A 20,066-nucleotide genomic window follows, 5' to 3' on the forward strand; every position below is an offset into this window, starting at 1 on the left:
GATGAGTTGTAGAGAAAGAAAGAATAGCGAAAAACTAATGAAGTGGGCTGAGTTTCCAGAAGTTCTGACATTTGAAAACTATCGTTTGGAAGAACAGACAGCATTTGTAGAGAAACAATTAAATATCTTGAAAGAACTAACATGGGTTGATGAATGTTTCACCCTAATCATGATGGGACCAACAGGTGTTGGGAAGACCCATTTATCAACAGCTCTAGGTATTCATTGTATTGAAAATGGGTACCAAGTGTCTTTTATATCTATGGATCGCTTAATCTATATCTTAAAGTCAAGAGACTATGTTGGAAAGTCCAGAACGAGATATAAGCGTATCACTGAATCGGATTTAATTATTATTGATGATGTCATGTATATGGCTTATGAACCTCAGGACGCTCACCTATTCTTTCAGTTTATTTATGAAATGTATGATAAGGCAGCGTTCATCCTAACTTCTAACAAAGGTCCAGGTGAATGGGGAAAGTTTCTTGGAGATGAAACGTTAACGACAGCCATTTTAGACCGTCTTCTCCATCGAAGTGAGGTTTTAACTTTTAGCGATGAGCAGGATAGTATCAGAATGAAATACCGAAAAGCTTTATTTAACCATCAGAATATTGAATCTTAAAGGGGGATAAAAAAGTGAATCTACTAAATGCTGAAGAAGCCGTTCAATTTTTCAATTCTTATGGATTAAAAGTCGATGAAAAATCAGTAAAAGAATGGATTAAGGATATGGAAATGAAGGCTCCAGCCAATAAAAACCGTCCAATGATAGAAGAAGACCTTCATTGTTATAATCATTGGTGCTTTGTGAGAGGTACTGCCTATGAGGAAGGGATTGATGATACAACCAAAATCGAAAGATTAGTGGAGGAGAATTTCCTTTTGAAAAAGGAAATCGAAAAGTTGAAAAAAGAGCAGGATCTATTAGAAGAAGCGTTAGGAATGCCTGATAAATTGTTTTAAAAGCAAAATGATTATTCCCCTGCCTTTATGGCGGGGATAATCAAACTGTTGAATCTTAATTGATGAAAACTGTTTAAAATTATTTGTTGAAAACTGTTTAATTCTACTTGACGGTTACATGTGGCTACTCCAGCTGCACGAGCCTCCTTACGCCACTTGTACAACGTCACTTCTGTGATGTTTTCTTCTTTGGCAATTCGCTTCACTGATTCATTATTTGGCGGCATCATGCGTTTAACAATGGCTTCTTTTTGTTCCTTTGAATACCGTACTCTATTTCCTGTCATATCGATCGACCTCCGTGTTATTTACTTAAGTATAACACTAAAGCATCCTACGACATTTATCCTAACAGAGGGGGGAGGAAGATATGGTGAATCACTTTGTTCCATTTATAACTTCTTTAACTGACTTAAGTAAAAGAGGTGCCTTCAAAAACCGCATTCGAACACTTTTATATTCAAATGAAGAACAAGGACACAACCCACTACCTGAAAAAGAAACAATAAGTGTTATCAAAAACAATTTAAAGTTACTAAAATAATTGCTTCTAAATAGAAGGAGCTGCGACTCTACATTGGCCATAGCATCAACTTAGTCATTTTAGGTTCGTTGCAATAACGATATATTGCACAAAAATGTAAAATAACCCCTCCTTTAATAAGGGGGGATTATTTAATTTGTATTAAACACTTATTACTAGATTGTCACAAAAAGTATTTTCTCAGTTAGATCAATAATTATTGAATAACTATTGATGTGAAAACCTAGTCTATCATGAACAGCGAAATTTGTAGAAAGATTTTCTTCTAAAAATTCTAAATCAGGTTCAAAATCAAAAATTATTAAGCTAGATACAATATCTTCTTCATTAAGAATATAAGAAAATTTTTCACGTTCAAAATAATACTCACTTTGCCCAAATGCATCTCTTTCCTTTTCTTCCCCACCAAACATATTCTCTTTCATCTCAGTTGCTTCATAACCTAAATGCATTAAAAAATATTGATATGATTCTACAAATCCCTCCGAAAAATACTCAGTAAACGTATTAATATTAACTTGAGATTTCTCTTCAAAATCTTTTTCTAAAAGTATCGTATTTTTTTCAACGTAACCTTCAATACTATTATTTTCAAATTTATAACTTAAAGTTGTTTCTTCTAGCAAATTCAACTCAGTATTAGGTAATAATTCCCCTTTAATATTTACTAGCTTTGGATCATCATAAATCAAAGTATTATTACTAAAACCTAATTTATGAATAGTCATTACCTCAATAGGTTGATTAAGTTCATCATTTTCTGTTTCACCTTTAATAATCATTTCTACGTTTTCATTCTCTTCAGTTTCACTACTCGATGTATGATAATGAGGAGATACAACAAGAAATAATCCGCTTAATATAAAAATTAAAAAAGATATTACTATTTGACCGTATACGTTTTTATGGCTATTCTTAGTAGATTTATAACGAGTACTGCGATTTAAGACAATCTCATTATTTTCTGCATCTAATAAAGGACCTGATTGTTTGCTTAACATTTCCATTTTATAGCTTTTTTTATCACGTTCAGTTAATTCATTAAACCATTTTATAAATGATTGATAGTTATCTAAAACCTGTTTAGATTCACCGAATTCTTTCAATTGTCCATAATGAATCCAAATAACTTTATCTGAAATTGACCGCATCTGACCAATGGAGTGACTAATAAAGAAAATAGTCTTGCCCTCTTTTTTAAATTCATTAATCTTATTCAAACACTTTTTATAAAAAGTTTGGTCACCAACTGATAACGCCTCATCAACTATTAAAATATCCGGATTTGTGTGCACGGATATAGCAAATCCTAACCTTGATTTCATACCTGATGAATAATTTTTTACAGGTTGTGAAATAAAATCACCGATATCTGCAAAGTCAATAATCGTTGGCAATAATTCGTTAATTTCTTGTTTATTCAGTCCATGCATTAAACATTTTAGTTCAATATTCTCTAATCCAGTTAACGCATTATTTAATCCAACTGATATGGCAATTAAAGAGCTCTCACCGTTAATAGATATTTCACCAGAAGACTGTGGGATAATTTTAGCTAATAAATTTGATAATGTTGATTTTCCAGATCCATTAACCCCAACTATACCTATTGATTCTCCTTCAAATACTTCAAACGAAACACCTTTTAAAGCAAAAAATTCCTTCCTCTTTCTTGAAGGAAAAAATAAACTTAGTATCTTATCAATCTTTTTATTGTATATCTCATATTTTTTAGATACACCTTTAAAAACTACTTTAGGCTTCATTAACTTAGCCTCCACTACAAATAATCAACAAATCGATCTCTAAATTTCACATGAATAAATGAACCAACTAAAATTAAAAACAGTGTTAAAGACCAAAAGTATATAGTGTACAGATAGTCTTGAAATACCCAACCTTCTCCCAATAATGACATTCTAAATCCATTAACAATATAATAAAAGGGATTCAATTTAAGTAGTTCTTGAAAAATAATCGACATATTAGTTGGAACCCAAAAAATCGGTGTTAAGAAAAACAACATCCTCATCATTGATTGTAATAACACTTGATAATCTCTAATAATAATAGAGATTGTCGAACTAAACAAAGTAAAAGAAAATACAAACATATACATACACAATAAATAGTAAGGGAATTGTAGTAAATAGATCGTTGGGTAAATATTATTAACAAGCAGAATAATTCCAAGCAAGACTAACATAACAAGAAAGCCAGCTGAATTCCCCACTATTGTCACTGAAGGTAAAATACTTACTGGAAACTTCATTTTTGATACTAAATTAACTTTAGCATAAACACTATTCGATCCTTGCACAATAGTTTGACTTATAAAAAACCAAGGTATTAATCCTATTACTAACCAAACAAAGAAGGGGGTATCTCCAACTGGAGCTCCCCCTCGGATTCCTAAACCAAACACAATCCAAAAGACAATTACTTGAAGTAGGGGATTAAGAAATTGCCAGAGAATACCAAGGTAGTGCATTTGGTACTTACTTTTCGTCTCATAGGATGCTAACCTGAATATCAATTTTATGTGATTAACTTGTTCCCTTAAGACTTTTAAAACAAATTTCATACTAAACTTGCTTCCTTCTTAATAAATTGATGCAAATTACCGAAATTAACTAATTCAAAACCATTTGGTAGTTCGTCAATTATGTTTTTCGTATCTAATACTCGTTTGTTCCCTAATTGACTTAAACTGCTCCAATCAAGCTCTTTAAATTCATTATGGTCAGTTAAAATAACAATCAGATCCGAATTAATAGTTGCTTGGTTGATATCAGCAATTACAAAATCTGATTCTACGTGTGGATCAAACGATCTTATCTCATATTTATTTTGATTTATTAATTTCTCTCTTATTTCCATTGCAGGACTTTCACGAATATCATCTACATTACCTTTATAAGTTAAACCAAATAAAGTTACTGTTCTACCATTTATTTTTTCCATTAAAGTATTTATATTATTTACTACATACTCTGGCATTGATGTATTTACATTCCGTGCAAGATTAATAATCTGAGCGGTTTCAGGTGTTTTAGCAACAATGAAATATGGGTCTACAGCTAAGCAATGTCCACCTACACCAGGTCCAGGAGTATGAAGATTAACACGTGGATGCTTATTAGCCATTGAGATTACATCTAAAGCATTAATATCTAATTCATTACATACTTTCGTTAATTCATTTGCAAGTGCGATGTTTACGTCACGGAAAGTGTTCTCCATTAACTTAGACATTTCAGCTGTTTTTGCTTCTGTTTTGATAATTTCACCTTGAACAAAAGTACTATAAACTTTAGCTCCGGCTTCAGTACAATTCGGTGTAACCCCACCAACAATTCGATTATTAAAAATAAGCTCATGCATAATTTGACCTGGTAATACACGCTCTGGACAATGTACCAAGTAAATATCTTCACCTATATTAAATCCGTTTTCTTCTAACAATGGTCTTACATAATCATCCATACTTCTTGGTGCAATTGTTGATTCAATTATTACTGTATTTCCTTTTTCTAAGTGAGGTATAACTGAATTCACTGCTCCTAAGACATACGTTAAGTCACACGATTTATACATATCATCATTATTTGGTGTTGGTACTGCGATAATAAATGTATCTGCTTTTTCAGGTGCTAGACTTGCTTTAAAAGTGCCTGCTTTAATTACTTCCTCTAATGCCTCTTGTAAACCAGGTTCTTCAATATGAATTTTCCCTGAATTTAATGATTCTATAACTTCTAATCTAACATCTACCCCAACAACATCTACTCCATGTTTTGCAAACATTATTGATGTAGGCAATCCAATATATCCTAATCCTACTGTACATAATTTCATTTAAAACATCTTCCTTTCAATAACTTTATTCTTTTTAATCATAACTTATTTTCTACAAATTCTTCTATAATTCTTTCATAATCTTTATTTTTACACAAATTTGAAAATGTGACTAAATGAGCTTCTTTCGGTTCAAAACGCTGCTCATAAAGATTATAGATTCCACATAAAATCTCTACACATTCTTTAAGTTCTTTTTTACTAACCCGTTTTAGCTTATTTAAATACCAATTATCAAAATAGTATTCAAATCTTATATCAATATATGATTCTAATAAATTATACTTTTTAAGTTCCTTAACTCTTCCTTCTTCCATTATAAAGTATTTTTGAAAGAATGAAATTCCAACTGAATTAACAGCTGAACCAGATACTGCAGCATAGTAAATATGAATATCCAGATTAATAGCTTTAACTTTAGAAGAATTTAATAATAACTCTTGGAAGAATAACGTATCTTGACCAACGGCACCCTCAATCATTTTTAATCGATTGTCAAAGATTACCTCTCTTTTAACAATTAAAGCTTGTATACTCATAGCTTTAAAAGAGCTTCTTTTTAGGAATTCCCCTTTATCACTTGTTAATACATCCTTTTTATCGTTAAAATAATAAACGGTTTTGTAATAATTAAAGCTCAATAAATCATCCGACACTCTAAGCATATTGCCAACAACCATATCATAATCATTTGATTCTACCGTTTTCAATAATTGTGAGTATCCGTTATTTATCGCTTCATTATCAGGATCTAAATATGTGATATAAGGGGCAGTCGAGATATCAAACCCTTTATTTCTTGGACGTGACGCACTACCACTTCCATTATCATCGAAAAAGTAAGATTTAATGTTTGGATATTGTTTAGTTAAACTTGAAATGATTTTAGGTGTATAACCATCAGTAGAACCGTCATCTACTATAATAATTTCCATATCACTGAATATAGAGCTTCTTTTTAAACTATTAAAACATTTACTCATCAAATGGTCACCATTATTGTAAGTTGGGATTATAACTGACAATTTATAAGGTTTAATTTCCTGAGTGACTTTATTAGTTCCCATTTCAAGATTATACCTGTCAATACTATATCCATTTGCACGAGGAATATTTCTTTCCATTTCAATGAATTCATTCACTGTGAATGCACTAGTCCAAAAAACAGTTTGATATTTATCTTTAATCACGTCAACATAATCATGCTCAATTCCTTCTTGTAACACTCCATCCAGATAGTATGAATTCTTTGTAACATAATCTACATCTGTATATTTAAATCCATTTATCATATCTTCTAAATAAAATTCATCATAATTATATTCATCATTAAAGAAAGCAATAAAATCATAGTGATTTTTTGTTTCTTCAGTAAAGTCACTCATTAAAATTAAATCTTTTTGTAATAAAGTTTGTGAGTTATACATTTTTAATAATTTTTCAGTTTTAGCTTTTACAACAACCGCAATTCTTCTTTCTACTTTATTATAAGAAAAACCAATAGCTGAAAACATTTCTTCTAATCTTTGATAAGTTGTTTCCTTAGACATGACTCTCCGAATTCCAAGAATTTGTTGCTTATATAATTCGTCTTCTGAAATATTATTTATTATTTCTCCGACTTCATTTTTATCATGCACTAAATGTACATTTGGAAATAAATTATTTATCCCTGTATTATAATTTGAAATTAATATATTCCCTAATGCCTGAAGTTCATATACTCTATTAGCAAACATGGTCTCACTATTCTTAACTGAATTTAAGTTAAGAGAGTAATTAAAAAGTTTATGGAGTTTCTGCAAGTAGACATGGTCGATAGCCGGAGAAATATATTCAATATATTTTTCCGGGAAGAAGTATTGTTCTAATTTCAAATTAAAATTACGATCAATAATTTTTAATTTATTTTTACTTTCTACTACTCCATCAAATAACATTTTTGTTTCTTCTTGACGTTTAGGATACTTGTTATACCATGACCCTGCAAACAATACTTCTTTTCGCTTAACAAACTTATTAATTCCAATTGGATTATGGATAGTTGGATTTATACCAAAACTTAATACATTAACATTTGGATTCTTACAATCTCTTTTATAATCTTCAACTTTTTCAATTGCAGTTGTAAAGATATAATCGCATTTCTTAGCTAGCTCAATAAAAATCTCATAATTTACAGGATCTTCTTTTGAATAAAAAACTGTCTTTATTCCATTGTCCTTATATAATTTTATAATCTTATCCATATCATTTCTATGTCTGCGAATATTTGGATTCCCAAGCCCTTTCCAACTTAAATCTAGACCTTTCCAAGTTGTAACTAATAAAAAGATATCCAATTTATTAACATATTCTTTATAATTATCTCTGGTAATGTATATAAAATTAGCTTGTCCCTCAAATGAATGATACAAGAATTCATCTGAAATTATCCCAATGTTAACTTTCATTTTCTGATAGTATCTACTTCCATTACTCTCTGGTAATTCATCTAGTAAAGGTTTTATTTCTTTAAAGAAGTTACCATCATGTTCTCTTGTTAACTTACTTAAATAATTTGCCCTTTCTATATTAACTTCTTTTTTTCTATTTAGTGGATTATTATCTACTTGATAATCTAATTGTTTTATCTGTTTTAACTTTTGTTTATACTCTTTATCATTTTTTCTCTCTTTTAGATAATCCTCAATATCATTTATTAAATCATTTTTAGTTTTTTGTTTTAACTTTTCTAATGTATTTATCCTTTGATTTATAGAATCTTTATTCAATCTCTTCACCTCCAGACTATTTTTTGCGTCTCCAATATGCAAGTTGAATTTTACCTAGTTTTGATTTACTTAAAGCATTATACTTTCTTTGCAAATCATCATATTTATTAGTATTTTCATTTTTAATACTCTTTAATAGTTTAGTTTCTTTTTCATATTGATTTAGTAATTCTTCTTGTAATTGTATCTTCTCTTTTTTGGCTATTAAATATAGCTTTTTGTATTTATTTATTTCCTCATCTATATTCTTATTAACCTCGATAGTAACTGGTTTCATTTCTTGTTGAACATTATTTGCAAAAAAATGTATTTTCTTTAGCATATAATATCTGTTCAATCTTTCTTATCACTTCAAATAAATTCAAATTATCATTTTTATCACTATGTTCTAATTGCATTAAGACGATTCCTACCCAATCTTCCTGGTACTCGATTTCCTTTATATATAGCTTTTCTTTTATTTCATTAAGAAAATCTTCAAAATAAAAAGGACTAACAAGATTCTGTCCTTTTTTTATTCCTAAGGGCAACGTTATAATAATTCTACCTTCTATGCTTAATTTATTTGTTACTTGCATTAAATATCTTTTCATATCAGTTATATGAACTAATGAATAATCCAGTAGTATCGAGTCAAATAATTTATTGTTCTCAAGGTTAAATAAATTTGTTATTCTACACTCAACATTCTTCTGAACACATTCAGGTTCATTTTTTAATTTTTCACTTAAAACATCAATTCTATCTTTTTCTAAGCTTATTGATAGGACTCTTTTATTTTCTTTTGCTAAAGTTATAGGAAAACTATCACTTTCTAAGCTTGAAATGTCTAATATATTTTCCCCAAAAGCATTTTTACAGATCCAATAATTTTTATTAATGGATTCTCCTGAATTATTTGCTAGCTCATTTAAATTATTATTCATTCTAACCCTCCTAGTCCTTCAAATAGCCACATCTTGATAGACTTTTAAAAAATTCTTCTTTTCCACTTCCCAGTTGTATTTCTTTCCCGCATTTTCTGTATTTTGGCTTAAAGAGTTTCTTAACTCTATATCTGTTAATAGTTTATTTACTCCATTAGCTATAGATTTATAATTATGAGAATCTACACACAAACCTACCTTCTCACCTTCAACCACTTTCTTAATTTCAGGAAAATCACAGGCAATAACAGGTACACCAGCCATCATATACTCAAATAGTTTATTTGAAGAAGCTGAGTAATGATTAAAACATATATTATTAAGAACTTGGAACCCTAAATAAGCATTTTTTGTATACTTAGGTAGATCACTTAAAGGTACTTTAGCTAAAAATCGAACTCGACTTTCTAAAGCTTTTTCTTTAACCATTTTTTCAAGGTTTGGTTTAATTTTACCATCACCTATAAAGACTAAAGTTCCTTCCTTTATGAGATCCATTGCACATATTAATTTTTCTAACCCACGACCTTCTTGAATTCCACCCTGATATAATAAAATTTTTTCTTCTTCATGTATGTTTAGTTGATTATGTAAATCAACTTTTACTGTTTTATCTTTATCTTGTTTAAATGGATAATTATGAACAACATGAGGATAAAGACCATAAAGCTCCTCATTATATTTAGCTCTAGTATGATTTTCTACAATCATTTCATCTATTCTTTTAATCAAAAGTGCTTCTAACTTGCCATAAATAGGACTTTTATAGCCCGTTCTACTTGTTTGAACTTCGTGCGAATCATAAATTAATTTCTTCTTTTTGAATCGGAATTTTGAAGCAATATAAGCTTGAGGCAGAGTATTCAAATCATTTGCATGGTAAAAATTATAATTTTTTTTATAACCATGTAAAATCATTTTGAATATAATATTCCCTCTTATCCACACTGTTTTTAGTTTTGTTTTCACCATCAAAAAAACAATCGTAGTTAAACACACTACAAAAAGAGGAAATAAATAAACTAAAGATATCCATAGAGCAGCTGCCAATAAAGCCATTAGTTTATTCCGTTTCAAAAAAATAACACTCTCTTTTAATATCTCTAATAGAATAGGATATCGTCTTACTCTATAAACGTTGAAATTCTCATCTTTTCTTTCATATACAGGTAAATTCTCATCAGTAGGATCATGTATACAAATCAAATCAACTTTAAATCCTTCTTCTGACAAAGCTCTACATTCTCTTAAAACCCTAGCATCATTAGTAAAGTGGTTCCATACATACATACAGACATTCTTATTCATTTTATCTCTCAACCTCTTTATTAATTTTACGGAAGTAATTTTTCTATATTATCATATAACTCTTTTATATTTTCTTCCCATAAAAAATCCCTTTTTACACAATTTACTGCATTAGTAGACATTCTATGGATAGTCGTTTCACTTGATAATATCTCCATTATATAATTAATTAGTTCATCTACATTTCTAGTATTTGTTACATACCCAACATCGTTATTTAAAATTACTTGCTCCGAATAACCTGAAACTGCCGCTACTACTGGGACACCACAAGTCATATAATCAATAATTCTTCCTGGTAACACCGTTTTAAATACTTCTTTATCATTTAATGTAGCAATACCAGCTGGATAATTACTAATAACTTCTAAACATTTTTTTCGGGTCTTAGTCGAAAGAAAGTGAACGTTTTCTAATCGGTTAATTTCTGTGAAATTTCGTAGATCTACATGTTTCATACCATATCCGATTATATCTAAATGAATGTTATTTTTTTGAAGCCCCTCAGCTACTTTCATTAGAAGAGAGACATCTTGGGCTAAACCAATATTCCCTGCAAATATAACTCTTTTTCTTATTGATTCTGTCTTTTTAGTATACATTTCTAATTCTATTTCCCTTGCAGAATTAGGTAAAAATAATATCTTCTCTAAGCTAATTTTATAGTTCTCCTGTATATAGTTAATAAAACCTTTACTATTTACTAAAATTGTATTTGATTTTTTATACAGTAGTTTCTCAATTAATCTTAGTAGCCAAATTATAATTTTATAGTTGAAAACCCCTACCCCTTTTAAAGACTCTGGCCACAAATCACGAATATCAAGAATTAATTTACTCTTATATCGCCATTTTGCCATCAAGCCAACAATACCAATAAAAATAGGTGGTGATGAAGCGACTATTAAATCATATTCCTTTTTATTTTTCATTATAAAAAATAACATTTTAATAGTAATTTCGAGATAATACAAAAGTCTATTTATAATACTTCTTGAATATTTCCTACTTTTAATTTTCACCCTGTGAATAAGTTGACTATTAAATTTCGGTTCATCCCAAAACTCGTTATCTTCATAAATACTTTTATTTGGGTATGAGGGTTCAGTTGTTAATACACTTACTGTATATTCCTTTTCTAAAAGTTGATACATGTTTTTCATTCTATTTCCAGCACTTCCTATTTCAGGATAAAAATGCTGTGAAATTATCAATATATTCTTTTTCATATTTCCCTCACTACTGAAAAAAGTCCTAATTATTTTCGGTAAGATTCGGTAAAGGATTCAAAAGGAACCCTTTACCCTACTCTTTAAACTTCAAAATGACTTGGTTTTTCATTAGTTACATTAAAATAATATAAAATTGCATCAACTATCCTTTTAGATGCACGACCATCACCATATGGATTCGAAGCTTTAGACATCTCTTGGTATACATTTTCTTGATCAAGAAGATCATTAATTAATGAGTAAATAGTATCTTCATTTGTACCTGCAAGCTTTAATGTACCAGCATCAATCCCCTCTGGTCTCTCGGTTGTATCTCTCATAACCAATACTGGTTTTCCTAAAGAAGGTGCCTCTTCTTGTACTCCACCTGAATCAGTTAAAATAATATGGGATCTATTCATAAAGTTATGGAAATCTTTTACCCCTAACGGTTCGATTAAGTGAACTCTTTTGTTATCTTCAAAAATTTCGTTCGCAGCTTCCCTCACTACAGGATTTAAATGAACAGGATATACAACTTGTATATCTGGTCTTTCGTCAACTATTCTTCTTATTGCTTTAAACATATTCCTCATTGGGGTACCTAGGTTTTCTCTTCTGTGTGCTGTCAATAAGATAAGCTTATCTGAACCTAATTCTTCAAAAATAGGATGTTCATAAGCTTCTGCAACTGTTGTTTTTAATGCATCTATTGCAGTATTACCTGTTATAAAAATGTTATCTTCTTTTTTATTTTCTTCCATTAAATTATGAGATGATTTTATAGTAGGAGCAAAATGTAAATCTGCAATTACTCCAGTTAATTGACGATTCATTTCCTCAGGGTACGGTGAATATTTATTCCAAGTTCTTAAACCAGCTTCTACGTGCCCAACTTTCACTTGATTATAAAACGCAGCTAAACTCGCCACAAATGTAGTAGTTGTATCACCGTGAACTAAAACAATGTCTGGTTTTACCTTCTTAATAACCTCATCTAGTCCTTGAAGTGCATTTGTCGTTACATCCATTAGTGTTTGGCGAGCTTTCATAATATTTAGATCATAATCAGGAGTTACCCCAAAGATTTCTAACACTTGGTCAAGCATTTCTCGATGTTGTCCAGTTACTGTTACAATCGATTCAATTTGCTCATTCTTTTCTAACTCTAATACTAAAGGAGCCATTTTTATGGCTTCCGGCCTAGTTCCAAAGACGGTCATTACTTTAATTTTATTCAATACTTTTCACCTACTAAGTTAATTTATGTTTAAAAGTCTTTACCAGTTTGGATTATATCATATCTTGTATTAATTTGTAATTAGAGAGAGCTTATACTATTTTATTTGTTACGACTTATATGCCGCTCTTTTTACACTATACATGTTATCATAGTTAAGCATAATTAAATTTAGGTAAAATAAGTAAACTCAAATAAACAACAACACTGTTTTTAGATTACTATCACTAAAAAATAAGACTTATATACTGTTAACATTTATCTAATTTCATACTTTTTTAACTTATGCACTATTTCATTTACAACTTCAGTTACCTGGATATCTTGTTCTCCTTCCACTTTTTCACTGATTTCTTTTAAAATTGTTAATAACTCTTTTTGATTTAGATTTTTAGCAAAAATCATAATGAAAATCTCCTAATATCAGATTATTTTTTCGAATTTTTCATGGTTAATTCTCTTACAACTATTATTTTTAGTCAATTTTGAACAAGTTAAATTCACAAATAATTTCATCGGTTTGCAAATCTCATTAATCAAAAGGTACTATAGTCATAAACTGTTAGGCAAAATAAAAAATCACGATCAAAAAATAACCGTGATTTTTAAGACTGTTCTTTATTTTCTCTTCCCTGCTAATTTCAAAGCTAGTTTTACACTTCTTCTATTTAATGTTTTCTTCATTTCTTTGATTTGCTTATCTTTTTCTTTAATTTGTTTATCTTTTTCTTTTATACGTTTATCTTTTTCTTTAACTTGAGCTTTTCTCTTCTTTTCCGTTTCTGCTGCTTTGGCATTAACTTTTGGATAATACGTTTCCCATCTTTGAACAGTCTCTTCCATTGTACAACCAGTTATTGGACCTACAGGTGGATTTAAATCCATTTTCGCTATTTCTTTATCCAACGGTACTTCATTATAAGAGTAATTATGAATATGGTCTAAGTTATTTTTATTTAGAAACTCGATAAAGTAATCAAAATTACGACCTGCATTTTTTTCGACTGAATGGAAGTCTGTTTTTTCAATAATATCCATTAGGTTCGTTTTCTCATCAATTTGATCAGCCATAATATGAGCCATACCATGGTATTCCGTTAATTCACGCATACGAGCATCTTTAGGGATAATTAAACTCGGTGTTCCCGCAAGTACTCCACCTACATTTCCATGAAGTCTGGCTCCAAAACTTAAATCTACTCCTTTTAAGAAATCAATCCAAGTTGGAACATTCAAGAAGAAGCGAACTTTATCATTCATATACATTGGATGAGACATTTTGTTAGGATAATTTTTATCATCAGCATCATTAACTGAAGGACTTCCCGTATAAGTCATCACAAATTCCCTCATCCACTGTGGAACAAAATAATGGTTTGGGAATTGTTCGGAACTTCTTCCTATAAACTCCAAAACATTATCTGGTGATAATCTGGAAGAATTAATACTAACAATAGAATCCGTCGTTATATTTGTATCACGCACAGTTAAATCTCTACCAAACGCATATAAAGATGGACAACCAATAACCGTATGGTCAACACCTTCTCTAAACCCTAAGCGCGTTAGGTAATCAGCTGTTATCTGACCTCTCAAACCAAGCATCGAAGATTTTTCTAGAACAGCACTGACAAACTCTTTAACATCTTTATCAAAAGGGAACCCTCCATCTAAGTCAGGTTCAAAAGGGGCTCGTAACCCTGCTCCAATTACTACAACAGGAATTTTTAATTTCTTAATTAGTTTTGTATACTTTCGTAATGTTGGAACAAAGTCTGGTCTAAATGCATCCGCTAATGGAATAACATAACAATCATACTTTTCATTTATTTCATCAGCTCGTTTATCATCCGTACTATAATTATAATAATCTGGTGTGATTACAGTATCTTCCGTCATTAAGTTTCTCACAACACTGTATTGATACATTAAGTTCCCAACATTCCCCCCTATTGAGTTGTTAAGAATCATATGTGTCGGATCAAAGTTATCTAGCGGCGAAATACCCGCTCGCATAATAATATTTTTCATAAACTTAAATAAATCCCCTTTCATTTACCCTAGGTATATTAATTAAAAATAACCTTAGGCCTAAAACCAATCTCTACTATACATTAGTCTCATTTCCATTTTCTTCACTATCTAAATCTTCTTCTAAAATAATTTGTTTAACAAACCTTTCACTTGCTCTCCCATCTAAATCATCAAAGAAATACTGAACAAAAGGCTCTACCCTTTCTTGCTCAAACTTTTCATGAGCAATACTGTAGATGATATCATCAGTCGTTTTTGCTAAAACACCTGGAATAAACGATTGGTACTCAAAATAAAAATCTCTTCTTTGGATATACTCTTCCACATCATATGCAAAGAAAATCATTGGTTTTCTTAATAAAGCATACTCAAAACAAACCGACGAATAATCAGTAATAAGAATATCGGTAATAAATAGTAAATCATTTACCTCTCGATATTCTGAAAAATCATAAAAGAAATCAACATATTGATAAGGAATCGTCACCTTATTATTTACAAAAGGATGGATTTTAAATAAGAAAACATATTCATCCTTGAATTCCTTATATAACTTATCTAAGTCAAGTACATCGAATGGATAATGAGCCGAACTTTGCCCATTCCCTCTAAATGTTGGTGCAAATAAAATGACTTTCTTACCTTTAAGGAATGGGTATTGTTCATGTAGTTCCTTTTGTTTCTCCTGTTTATATTGTTCATCGAAGAATATATCAGTACGCGGAACCCCTGTTGGGATTACAGCAGATTCATCTATTCCAAAACCTTCCGCATAATGTGGTACGACATTTTTTGAACTTACAATTGCCTTCGTATAGTTCCTATGATTACGTGATTTTATATTAGGTCCTCCCGGACGGCCAATCCTACTATAACCAAAAGTTTTAAAAGCACCAACGGCATGCCATACTTGAATTAAATCTGCCTTCTCTCGGATTTTTAATGGATAAATCATAGGATAAAAATCATCTAAAATAATCTTTTTTGATGTCGCAAACCAAAAAGCTAATTGAATAAGTTCCTTAATCGATTTTTTATCATCTATAGAAGGTTTTAACATAAATTTATAATCAAGATCCAACTTTTGGTGAAGCATCTCTTCATATACAAAACCAAAATTCCCGTTCATTTCTTCTCGACTATCCGACGCAAAAATCACCCTGTTTTCTTTGATTGGGAATAAACAAAAAATAGAATAAAAAAATCTTAATATTAACTTTTGTATAAAAAAAGATTTTCTGTTTGTTTTCTCTGTTAATATTAAATCAGCTGGATCAACATCTTTCAATTTAGTGGAAGCAATTCTTAATGTCTTAAGTTTAGCATTTTGTGTAGCCATTAAATTATATTGTATCAGACGTCGAGCTGAATAAAACTCTAATTTAGTAGAATGAAAATTATTATTTAATAACTTGGAAACATTCCCTAATGGAAAATCTTGCTCAACTTTTCCTAGCTGTGGGTGCTCTACTTCGATACGAATAAACGCATTATAAACATCAGCTGGAAGAGGTGCTCCGCCTTTTGTAACTGCCGAAAAGTTAATGCCTCCTTTAAAACCAGCCCATTTATATTTCTTCTTTTCAGACTCTGATAATGCACTATCTGGAACAATATCATCCTCTAATGGAAGCTCAAATTCAACATACTCTTCTGCTAACTCAGCTTCATTTTTCAATACTAGTGCTTTATAAACCATATCCTCATTTTCAATGGAAACTCCTTCTAAATAGGCATATCCTTTAATATGAAGAATGCCTCCATTCCAATCTAAGGAGCTGATTTTTTTTTTGACAACATATTTTGGTTTGGATGGTTGTTCAACTAACAACATGTCTTCTAGGTCACTTTTCTCGTCATGTTCTTGCATTTTCGTCATTTGTTCACCTTTCTTTTTTGTTGAAAAATACGCTTTTATTTTGTCCACCTCATTTCTTATCAATAGTTATTTCAATAGTTGGTTAACAAACCTTTCACTACTCTTACCATCTTGATGGTCAAAAAAGTAATTAACAAAGTCATCAATTAGACTCATATCAAATTTTTCTTCTTGTATTGTTTCCAATAATTCTTGTGATTCCTTCACAAGTGGTCCTGGAATAAAGCTCTCATATGGATAATAAAAATCTCTATTATGAGTATAGTCTTCAACATCAAAAGCGTAAAAAATAATCGGTTTACGTAATAATGCGTATTCAAAACAAACCGACGAATAGTCAGTAATAAGAATGTCCGTTACAAATAGTAAATCATTTATATCACTATAATCTGAAACATCATAATAAAAGCTAGCAAATTCTTCAGGTATGACAACTTTTTCTTTTATATATGGATGCCACTTTATCAAAAAAACATAATCTTCCTTAAGTGCATTATGCCATTTCGCAAAATCAACTTTAGCTAATGGGTAATAAGCCGTATTTTTACCTTTCCCTCTAAACGTCGGGGCATACATAATAACCTTCTTATCTTTTAAGAAGGGAAAACGGTCATATAATCCCACTATTTTCTTACTCTTATATTCTTCATCAAAAAAAACGTCTGTTCTAGGAATTCCAGTAGCTACAATTTGATTCTCGCTCATATTAAATGCTTCAGCATAATGTGAGGCTACATTCTTTGAACTTACTATAGCTTTTGAATAATTGCGGTGCATAAAAGGATCTAGTTTTGGAGCACCATGCACTCCAGTTAAACTAAATCCAAATCTCTTAAACGCACCGACTGCATGCCATACTTGAATAATTTCTGAGTTTTGACGAATTTTTAATGGATAAATATAAGGGTAATAATCATCGACTAAAATCACTTTAGAACGAGCAAGCAAATAAGCTAACTGGACAATCTGCTTCATACTATTCTGTTTAAGATTAAACGCAAACTTACAGTCGATTGGAAGCTGCTGTTTTTTTATTTCAGAAAAAATAAAAGAGAAGTTATCCGATAGATTTTCTCTTCTATCGGACGCAAATAAAACTTGATTTTTTTTAATTGGCAAGAGTGAAAAAGAATTATAAAGAATTTTAAAGATTATATGAAATATGAACTTCAAGATTTTCTTAAACTGTCCCATCATTTATTTATCACCAGGATAGATCTTTATTTTATTCACAGAAATTAAATATTCCATTTCATGACCGTTTTCCCCCATGGAGAAATTTGGTCTTCTTCAAAGGCAAACCTTATATCTTCAATCTTATTAACTTCTACGACTTTGGTCACTAAATGTTCTAGGTAGTGAATGACATCCTTATGTTCTTCAAGAAAGTTAACCGTATTGACAAAATCTGCTCGACCACTTCTACTTGAACCAAATAAAGTAAGACCTTTCTCCAATACCATTCTTGTATTGATTCCCACTGGATCCTCACTAACACCTAATAAAGAAATTGAACCCATTGGCTTAACATGATCAATAATTTGGTCTATAGCCATTTCACTCCCCGGACCTCCAACACATTCAAATGCATGGTCAATTTCAAAGTCATTAGGGATATTATGAATGAGATATGCCTCATCAATAAAGGTAAAATAATCGATTTTTTGCTTTGTTTTTCCAAAAACGACTATTTTCGCTTTAGGATAAAGTTTCTTCAATAGAACCGAAGTAATATAACCAAGGTTACCATCACCCCAGATTCCAATTGTTTCTTTCCTACCGTGCGACTTTAACTTAAATCGACTTATTCCATGCATTGCAACAGTCACTAATTCTAAAATTGAAGCGGTTGGATTGTTAAGTTCATCAAATAATGGAACAATACGATCGTGACGCATAAAAACATAATCTTGCATAAAGCCATCATAACCACTTGAACGAAAACGAGATGAACGTATATAATTCTCATCCATATGTTCAACTTCTTCAACTGGTAAGTTTGGAATCATAACGACTGCTTGACCTACTTCAAATTCACCTTTTGGATCAAAAACAACTTCTCCAATTCCTTCATGAATTAATGACATCGGTAACTTTTTCTCTAAGACTGCTGCATCACGTTTCCCTTGATAATACCTTTGATCAGCATTACAAACCGACAGATATTTTGGACGAACTATAACTTTACCCGAATTCAAATCACGAACTTTGTATGTCACTTCAAATTGTCCTGGATACACAAGGCGATAAACTTGATTAATCATTAAAAGACACCTCTTCTTCTGGATCCCTTTCCACAACTGAAGAGTCTTTTATAATTGCGTTAGCTACTTTCAAGTCAAATGGGGTTGTGATTTTTATATTAAAGACTTCTCCATCAACAAGATGAACAGCGTGACCTTTTAATAAACAGATCTTTGCGGCATCAGATAAGGTCTCTCTTTCCTCATCTGTTAATTCTTCATACGCACCTTTAAGCATATTGATATTAAAACTTTGTGGCGTTTGACCTTGATACATATGGTCACGAATTGGTATATTCGTAATCTTCTCTTGATTAGTCGACTCTACAATTGTATCAATCGCACCAATTACCGTATCCACTGCCCCATATTTCAAAGCCGCATCAATGTTTTCTTGAATAATACGATGGGTTAAAAATGGACGCACGGAATCGTGTGTTACAATAATATCATCTTCATTAAGACCAAAATTGGATTCTATATGGCGAATTCCGGCCATAATCGTTTCATTTCTTGTTGCACCACCTTCAATGACTTCTACCTTTGCGTGAGTGCTTAAATATTTATGAAGAATATCTTTTGTATAGTTCATCCATTTGGCCGGCACTATTATTAATAACTTATCAATATTAGCATTTAATAAAAACTTCTCAACTGTATGAATGATAATTGGAGTATCATTTAATGATAGAAACTGTTTCGGTAAATGAGTATTTCCCATTCGGCTCCCACTACCACCAGCTAAAATTGCTGCATAGATCACTGTTATCATCCTTTCTAAACTGTGTTATTTAAATATACACCAAATTAGTTTAACATAAAGATTCAGTTCTAGTATAGCAAGAACATAGCTTCGAGGCACCTCTATTTCAACAGAGGAACATTCAAAAGCTGACATAATCACTTATGGTGAGAGTATTCACTTAAATATGTAGTTTTATGAAGAATTAAGGGAAGAAACAAAAAATGTTTAGCTCAATTTCATTGATTTAAACTATAAATATAAGCCGTACAAAGTATCATGTATAGTTGCTACAATTCCCTAAAATCCCTTTTTTCATTACGTTAATTTTCCCTATC

19 protein-coding genes are annotated in these 20,066 nt (G+C 30.7%); 3 read left to right on the forward strand and 16 right to left on the reverse strand.

Annotation, left to right across the window (positions count from 1 at the left end):
• Window positions 1–628 (forward strand): ATP-binding protein (locus BALCAV_RS12495; protein ID WP_040323969.1); only part of this gene is annotated, 628 nt, incomplete at its 5' end.
• 14 nt (window positions 629–642) lie between these two features.
• Window positions 643–969 (forward strand): hypothetical protein, encoded by a 327-nt coding sequence (locus BALCAV_RS12500; RefSeq protein ID WP_003321017.1) that lies wholly within the window; start codon window positions 643–645, stop codon window positions 967–969.
• A gap of 11 nt (window positions 970–980) precedes the next feature.
• Here BALCAV_RS12500 and BALCAV_RS21215 read toward each other — a convergent pair whose 3' ends face one another.
• Window positions 981–1,256, reverse strand: a complete 276-nt coding sequence (locus tag BALCAV_RS21215) for a transposase (RefSeq protein WP_052044380.1) — start codon at window positions 1,254–1,256, stop codon at window positions 981–983.
• A gap of 83 nt (window positions 1,257–1,339) precedes the next feature.
• Between BALCAV_RS21215 and BALCAV_RS22330 the strand changes: the two genes are divergently transcribed.
• Window positions 1,340–1,513, forward strand: coding sequence for a hypothetical protein (locus BALCAV_RS22330; RefSeq protein WP_160173412.1), 174 nt, complete (start codon window positions 1,340–1,342; stop codon window positions 1,511–1,513).
• 155 nt (window positions 1,514–1,668) lie between these two features.
• Here the strand turns inward: BALCAV_RS22330 and BALCAV_RS12510 are convergent, their stop codons facing one another.
• From BALCAV_RS12510 to BALCAV_RS12575, 15 genes are all read right to left on the reverse strand, one after another.
• The gene (locus BALCAV_RS12510; protein ID WP_003322022.1) at window positions 1,669–3,279 is read right to left on the reverse strand and encodes an ABC transporter ATP-binding protein; all 1,611 of its coding nucleotides are present in this window, start codon (window positions 3,277–3,279) and stop codon (window positions 1,669–1,671) included.
• Window positions 3,280–3,293: 14 nt separating this feature from the next.
• Window positions 3,294–4,097 carry an ABC transporter permease gene (locus BALCAV_RS12515; protein ID WP_003322023.1) on the reverse strand — a complete coding sequence of 268 codons (804 nt, stop codon included), beginning with the start codon at window positions 4,095–4,097 and terminating at the stop codon, window positions 3,294–3,296.
• Entirely contained in the window at window positions 4,094–5,371 is a 1,278-nt protein-coding gene (locus BALCAV_RS12520; protein WP_003322024.1) for a nucleotide sugar dehydrogenase, read from the reverse strand. Before BALCAV_RS12520 ends, BALCAV_RS12515 begins: the two co-directional genes overlap by 4 nt.
• 38 nt (window positions 5,372–5,409) lie before the next feature.
• Window positions 5,410–8,145 (reverse strand): glycosyltransferase, encoded by a 2,736-nt coding sequence (locus tag BALCAV_RS12525; protein ID WP_003322026.1) that lies wholly within the window; start codon window positions 8,143–8,145, stop codon window positions 5,410–5,412.
• Between the two features lie 16 nt (window positions 8,146–8,161).
• Window positions 8,162–8,467: a hypothetical protein gene (locus tag BALCAV_RS12530; RefSeq protein WP_040323970.1), complete on the reverse strand. Its 306-nt coding sequence runs from the start codon at window positions 8,465–8,467 to the stop codon at window positions 8,162–8,164.
• Window positions 8,436–9,071, reverse strand: a complete 636-nt coding sequence (locus BALCAV_RS12535; RefSeq protein WP_040323971.1) for a methyltransferase domain-containing protein — start codon at window positions 9,069–9,071, stop codon at window positions 8,436–8,438. Before BALCAV_RS12535 ends, BALCAV_RS12530 begins: the two co-directional genes overlap by 32 nt.
• A gap of 18 nt (window positions 9,072–9,089) precedes the next feature.
• Complete coding sequence (locus BALCAV_RS12540; RefSeq protein ID WP_040323972.1) at window positions 9,090–10,379, reverse strand: glycosyltransferase; 1,290 nt, start codon at window positions 10,377–10,379, stop codon at window positions 9,090–9,092.
• A 26-nt stretch (window positions 10,380–10,405) separates the two neighbouring features.
• Complete coding sequence (locus BALCAV_RS12545) at window positions 10,406–11,608, reverse strand: glycosyltransferase family 4 protein (RefSeq protein WP_003322029.1); 1,203 nt, start codon at window positions 11,606–11,608, stop codon at window positions 10,406–10,408.
• An 83-nt stretch (window positions 11,609–11,691) separates the two neighbouring features.
• The gene (gene wecB, locus BALCAV_RS12550) at window positions 11,692–12,813 is read right to left on the reverse strand and encodes a non-hydrolyzing UDP-N-acetylglucosamine 2-epimerase (RefSeq protein ID WP_040323976.1); all 1,122 of its coding nucleotides are present in this window, start codon (window positions 12,811–12,813) and stop codon (window positions 11,692–11,694) included.
• Window positions 12,814–13,088: 275 nt separating this feature from the next.
• Window positions 13,089–13,235: a hypothetical protein gene (locus BALCAV_RS22335; RefSeq protein ID WP_160173413.1), complete on the reverse strand. Its 147-nt coding sequence runs from the start codon at window positions 13,233–13,235 to the stop codon at window positions 13,089–13,091.
• A 213-nt stretch (window positions 13,236–13,448) separates the two neighbouring features.
• A complete protein-coding gene (locus BALCAV_RS12555) occupies window positions 13,449–14,861 on the reverse strand; it encodes a polysaccharide pyruvyl transferase family protein (RefSeq protein ID WP_003322031.1) in 1,413 nt (470 codons plus the stop codon).
• A gap of 76 nt (window positions 14,862–14,937) precedes the next feature.
• Window positions 14,938–16,743 (reverse strand): CDP-glycerol glycerophosphotransferase family protein, encoded by a 1,806-nt coding sequence (locus BALCAV_RS12560; protein ID WP_003322032.1) that lies wholly within the window; start codon window positions 16,741–16,743, stop codon window positions 14,938–14,940.
• 66 nt (window positions 16,744–16,809) lie between these two features.
• Complete coding sequence (locus tag BALCAV_RS12565) at window positions 16,810–17,940, reverse strand: CDP-glycerol glycerophosphotransferase family protein (protein WP_136446147.1); 1,131 nt, start codon at window positions 17,938–17,940, stop codon at window positions 16,810–16,812.
• A 41-nt stretch (window positions 17,941–17,981) separates the two neighbouring features.
• Window positions 17,982–19,007, reverse strand: coding sequence for a ribitol-5-phosphate dehydrogenase (locus BALCAV_RS12570; protein WP_003322034.1), 1,026 nt, complete (start codon window positions 19,005–19,007; stop codon window positions 17,982–17,984).
• Window positions 19,000–19,749 carry an IspD/TarI family cytidylyltransferase gene (locus BALCAV_RS12575; protein WP_003322035.1) on the reverse strand — a complete coding sequence of 250 codons (750 nt, stop codon included), beginning with the start codon at window positions 19,747–19,749 and terminating at the stop codon, window positions 19,000–19,002. The genes BALCAV_RS12570 and BALCAV_RS12575 overlap by 8 nt, the downstream gene beginning before the upstream one ends.
• Window positions 19,750–20,066: the final 317 nt, after the last annotated feature.

It is taken from the genome of Alkalihalobacillus alcalophilus ATCC 27647 = CGMCC 1.3604, assembly GCF_000292245.2.
GTDB classification, from domain to species: Bacteria; Bacillota; Bacilli; order Bacillales; family Bacillaceae_D; genus Alkalihalobacillus; species Alkalihalobacillus alcalophilus.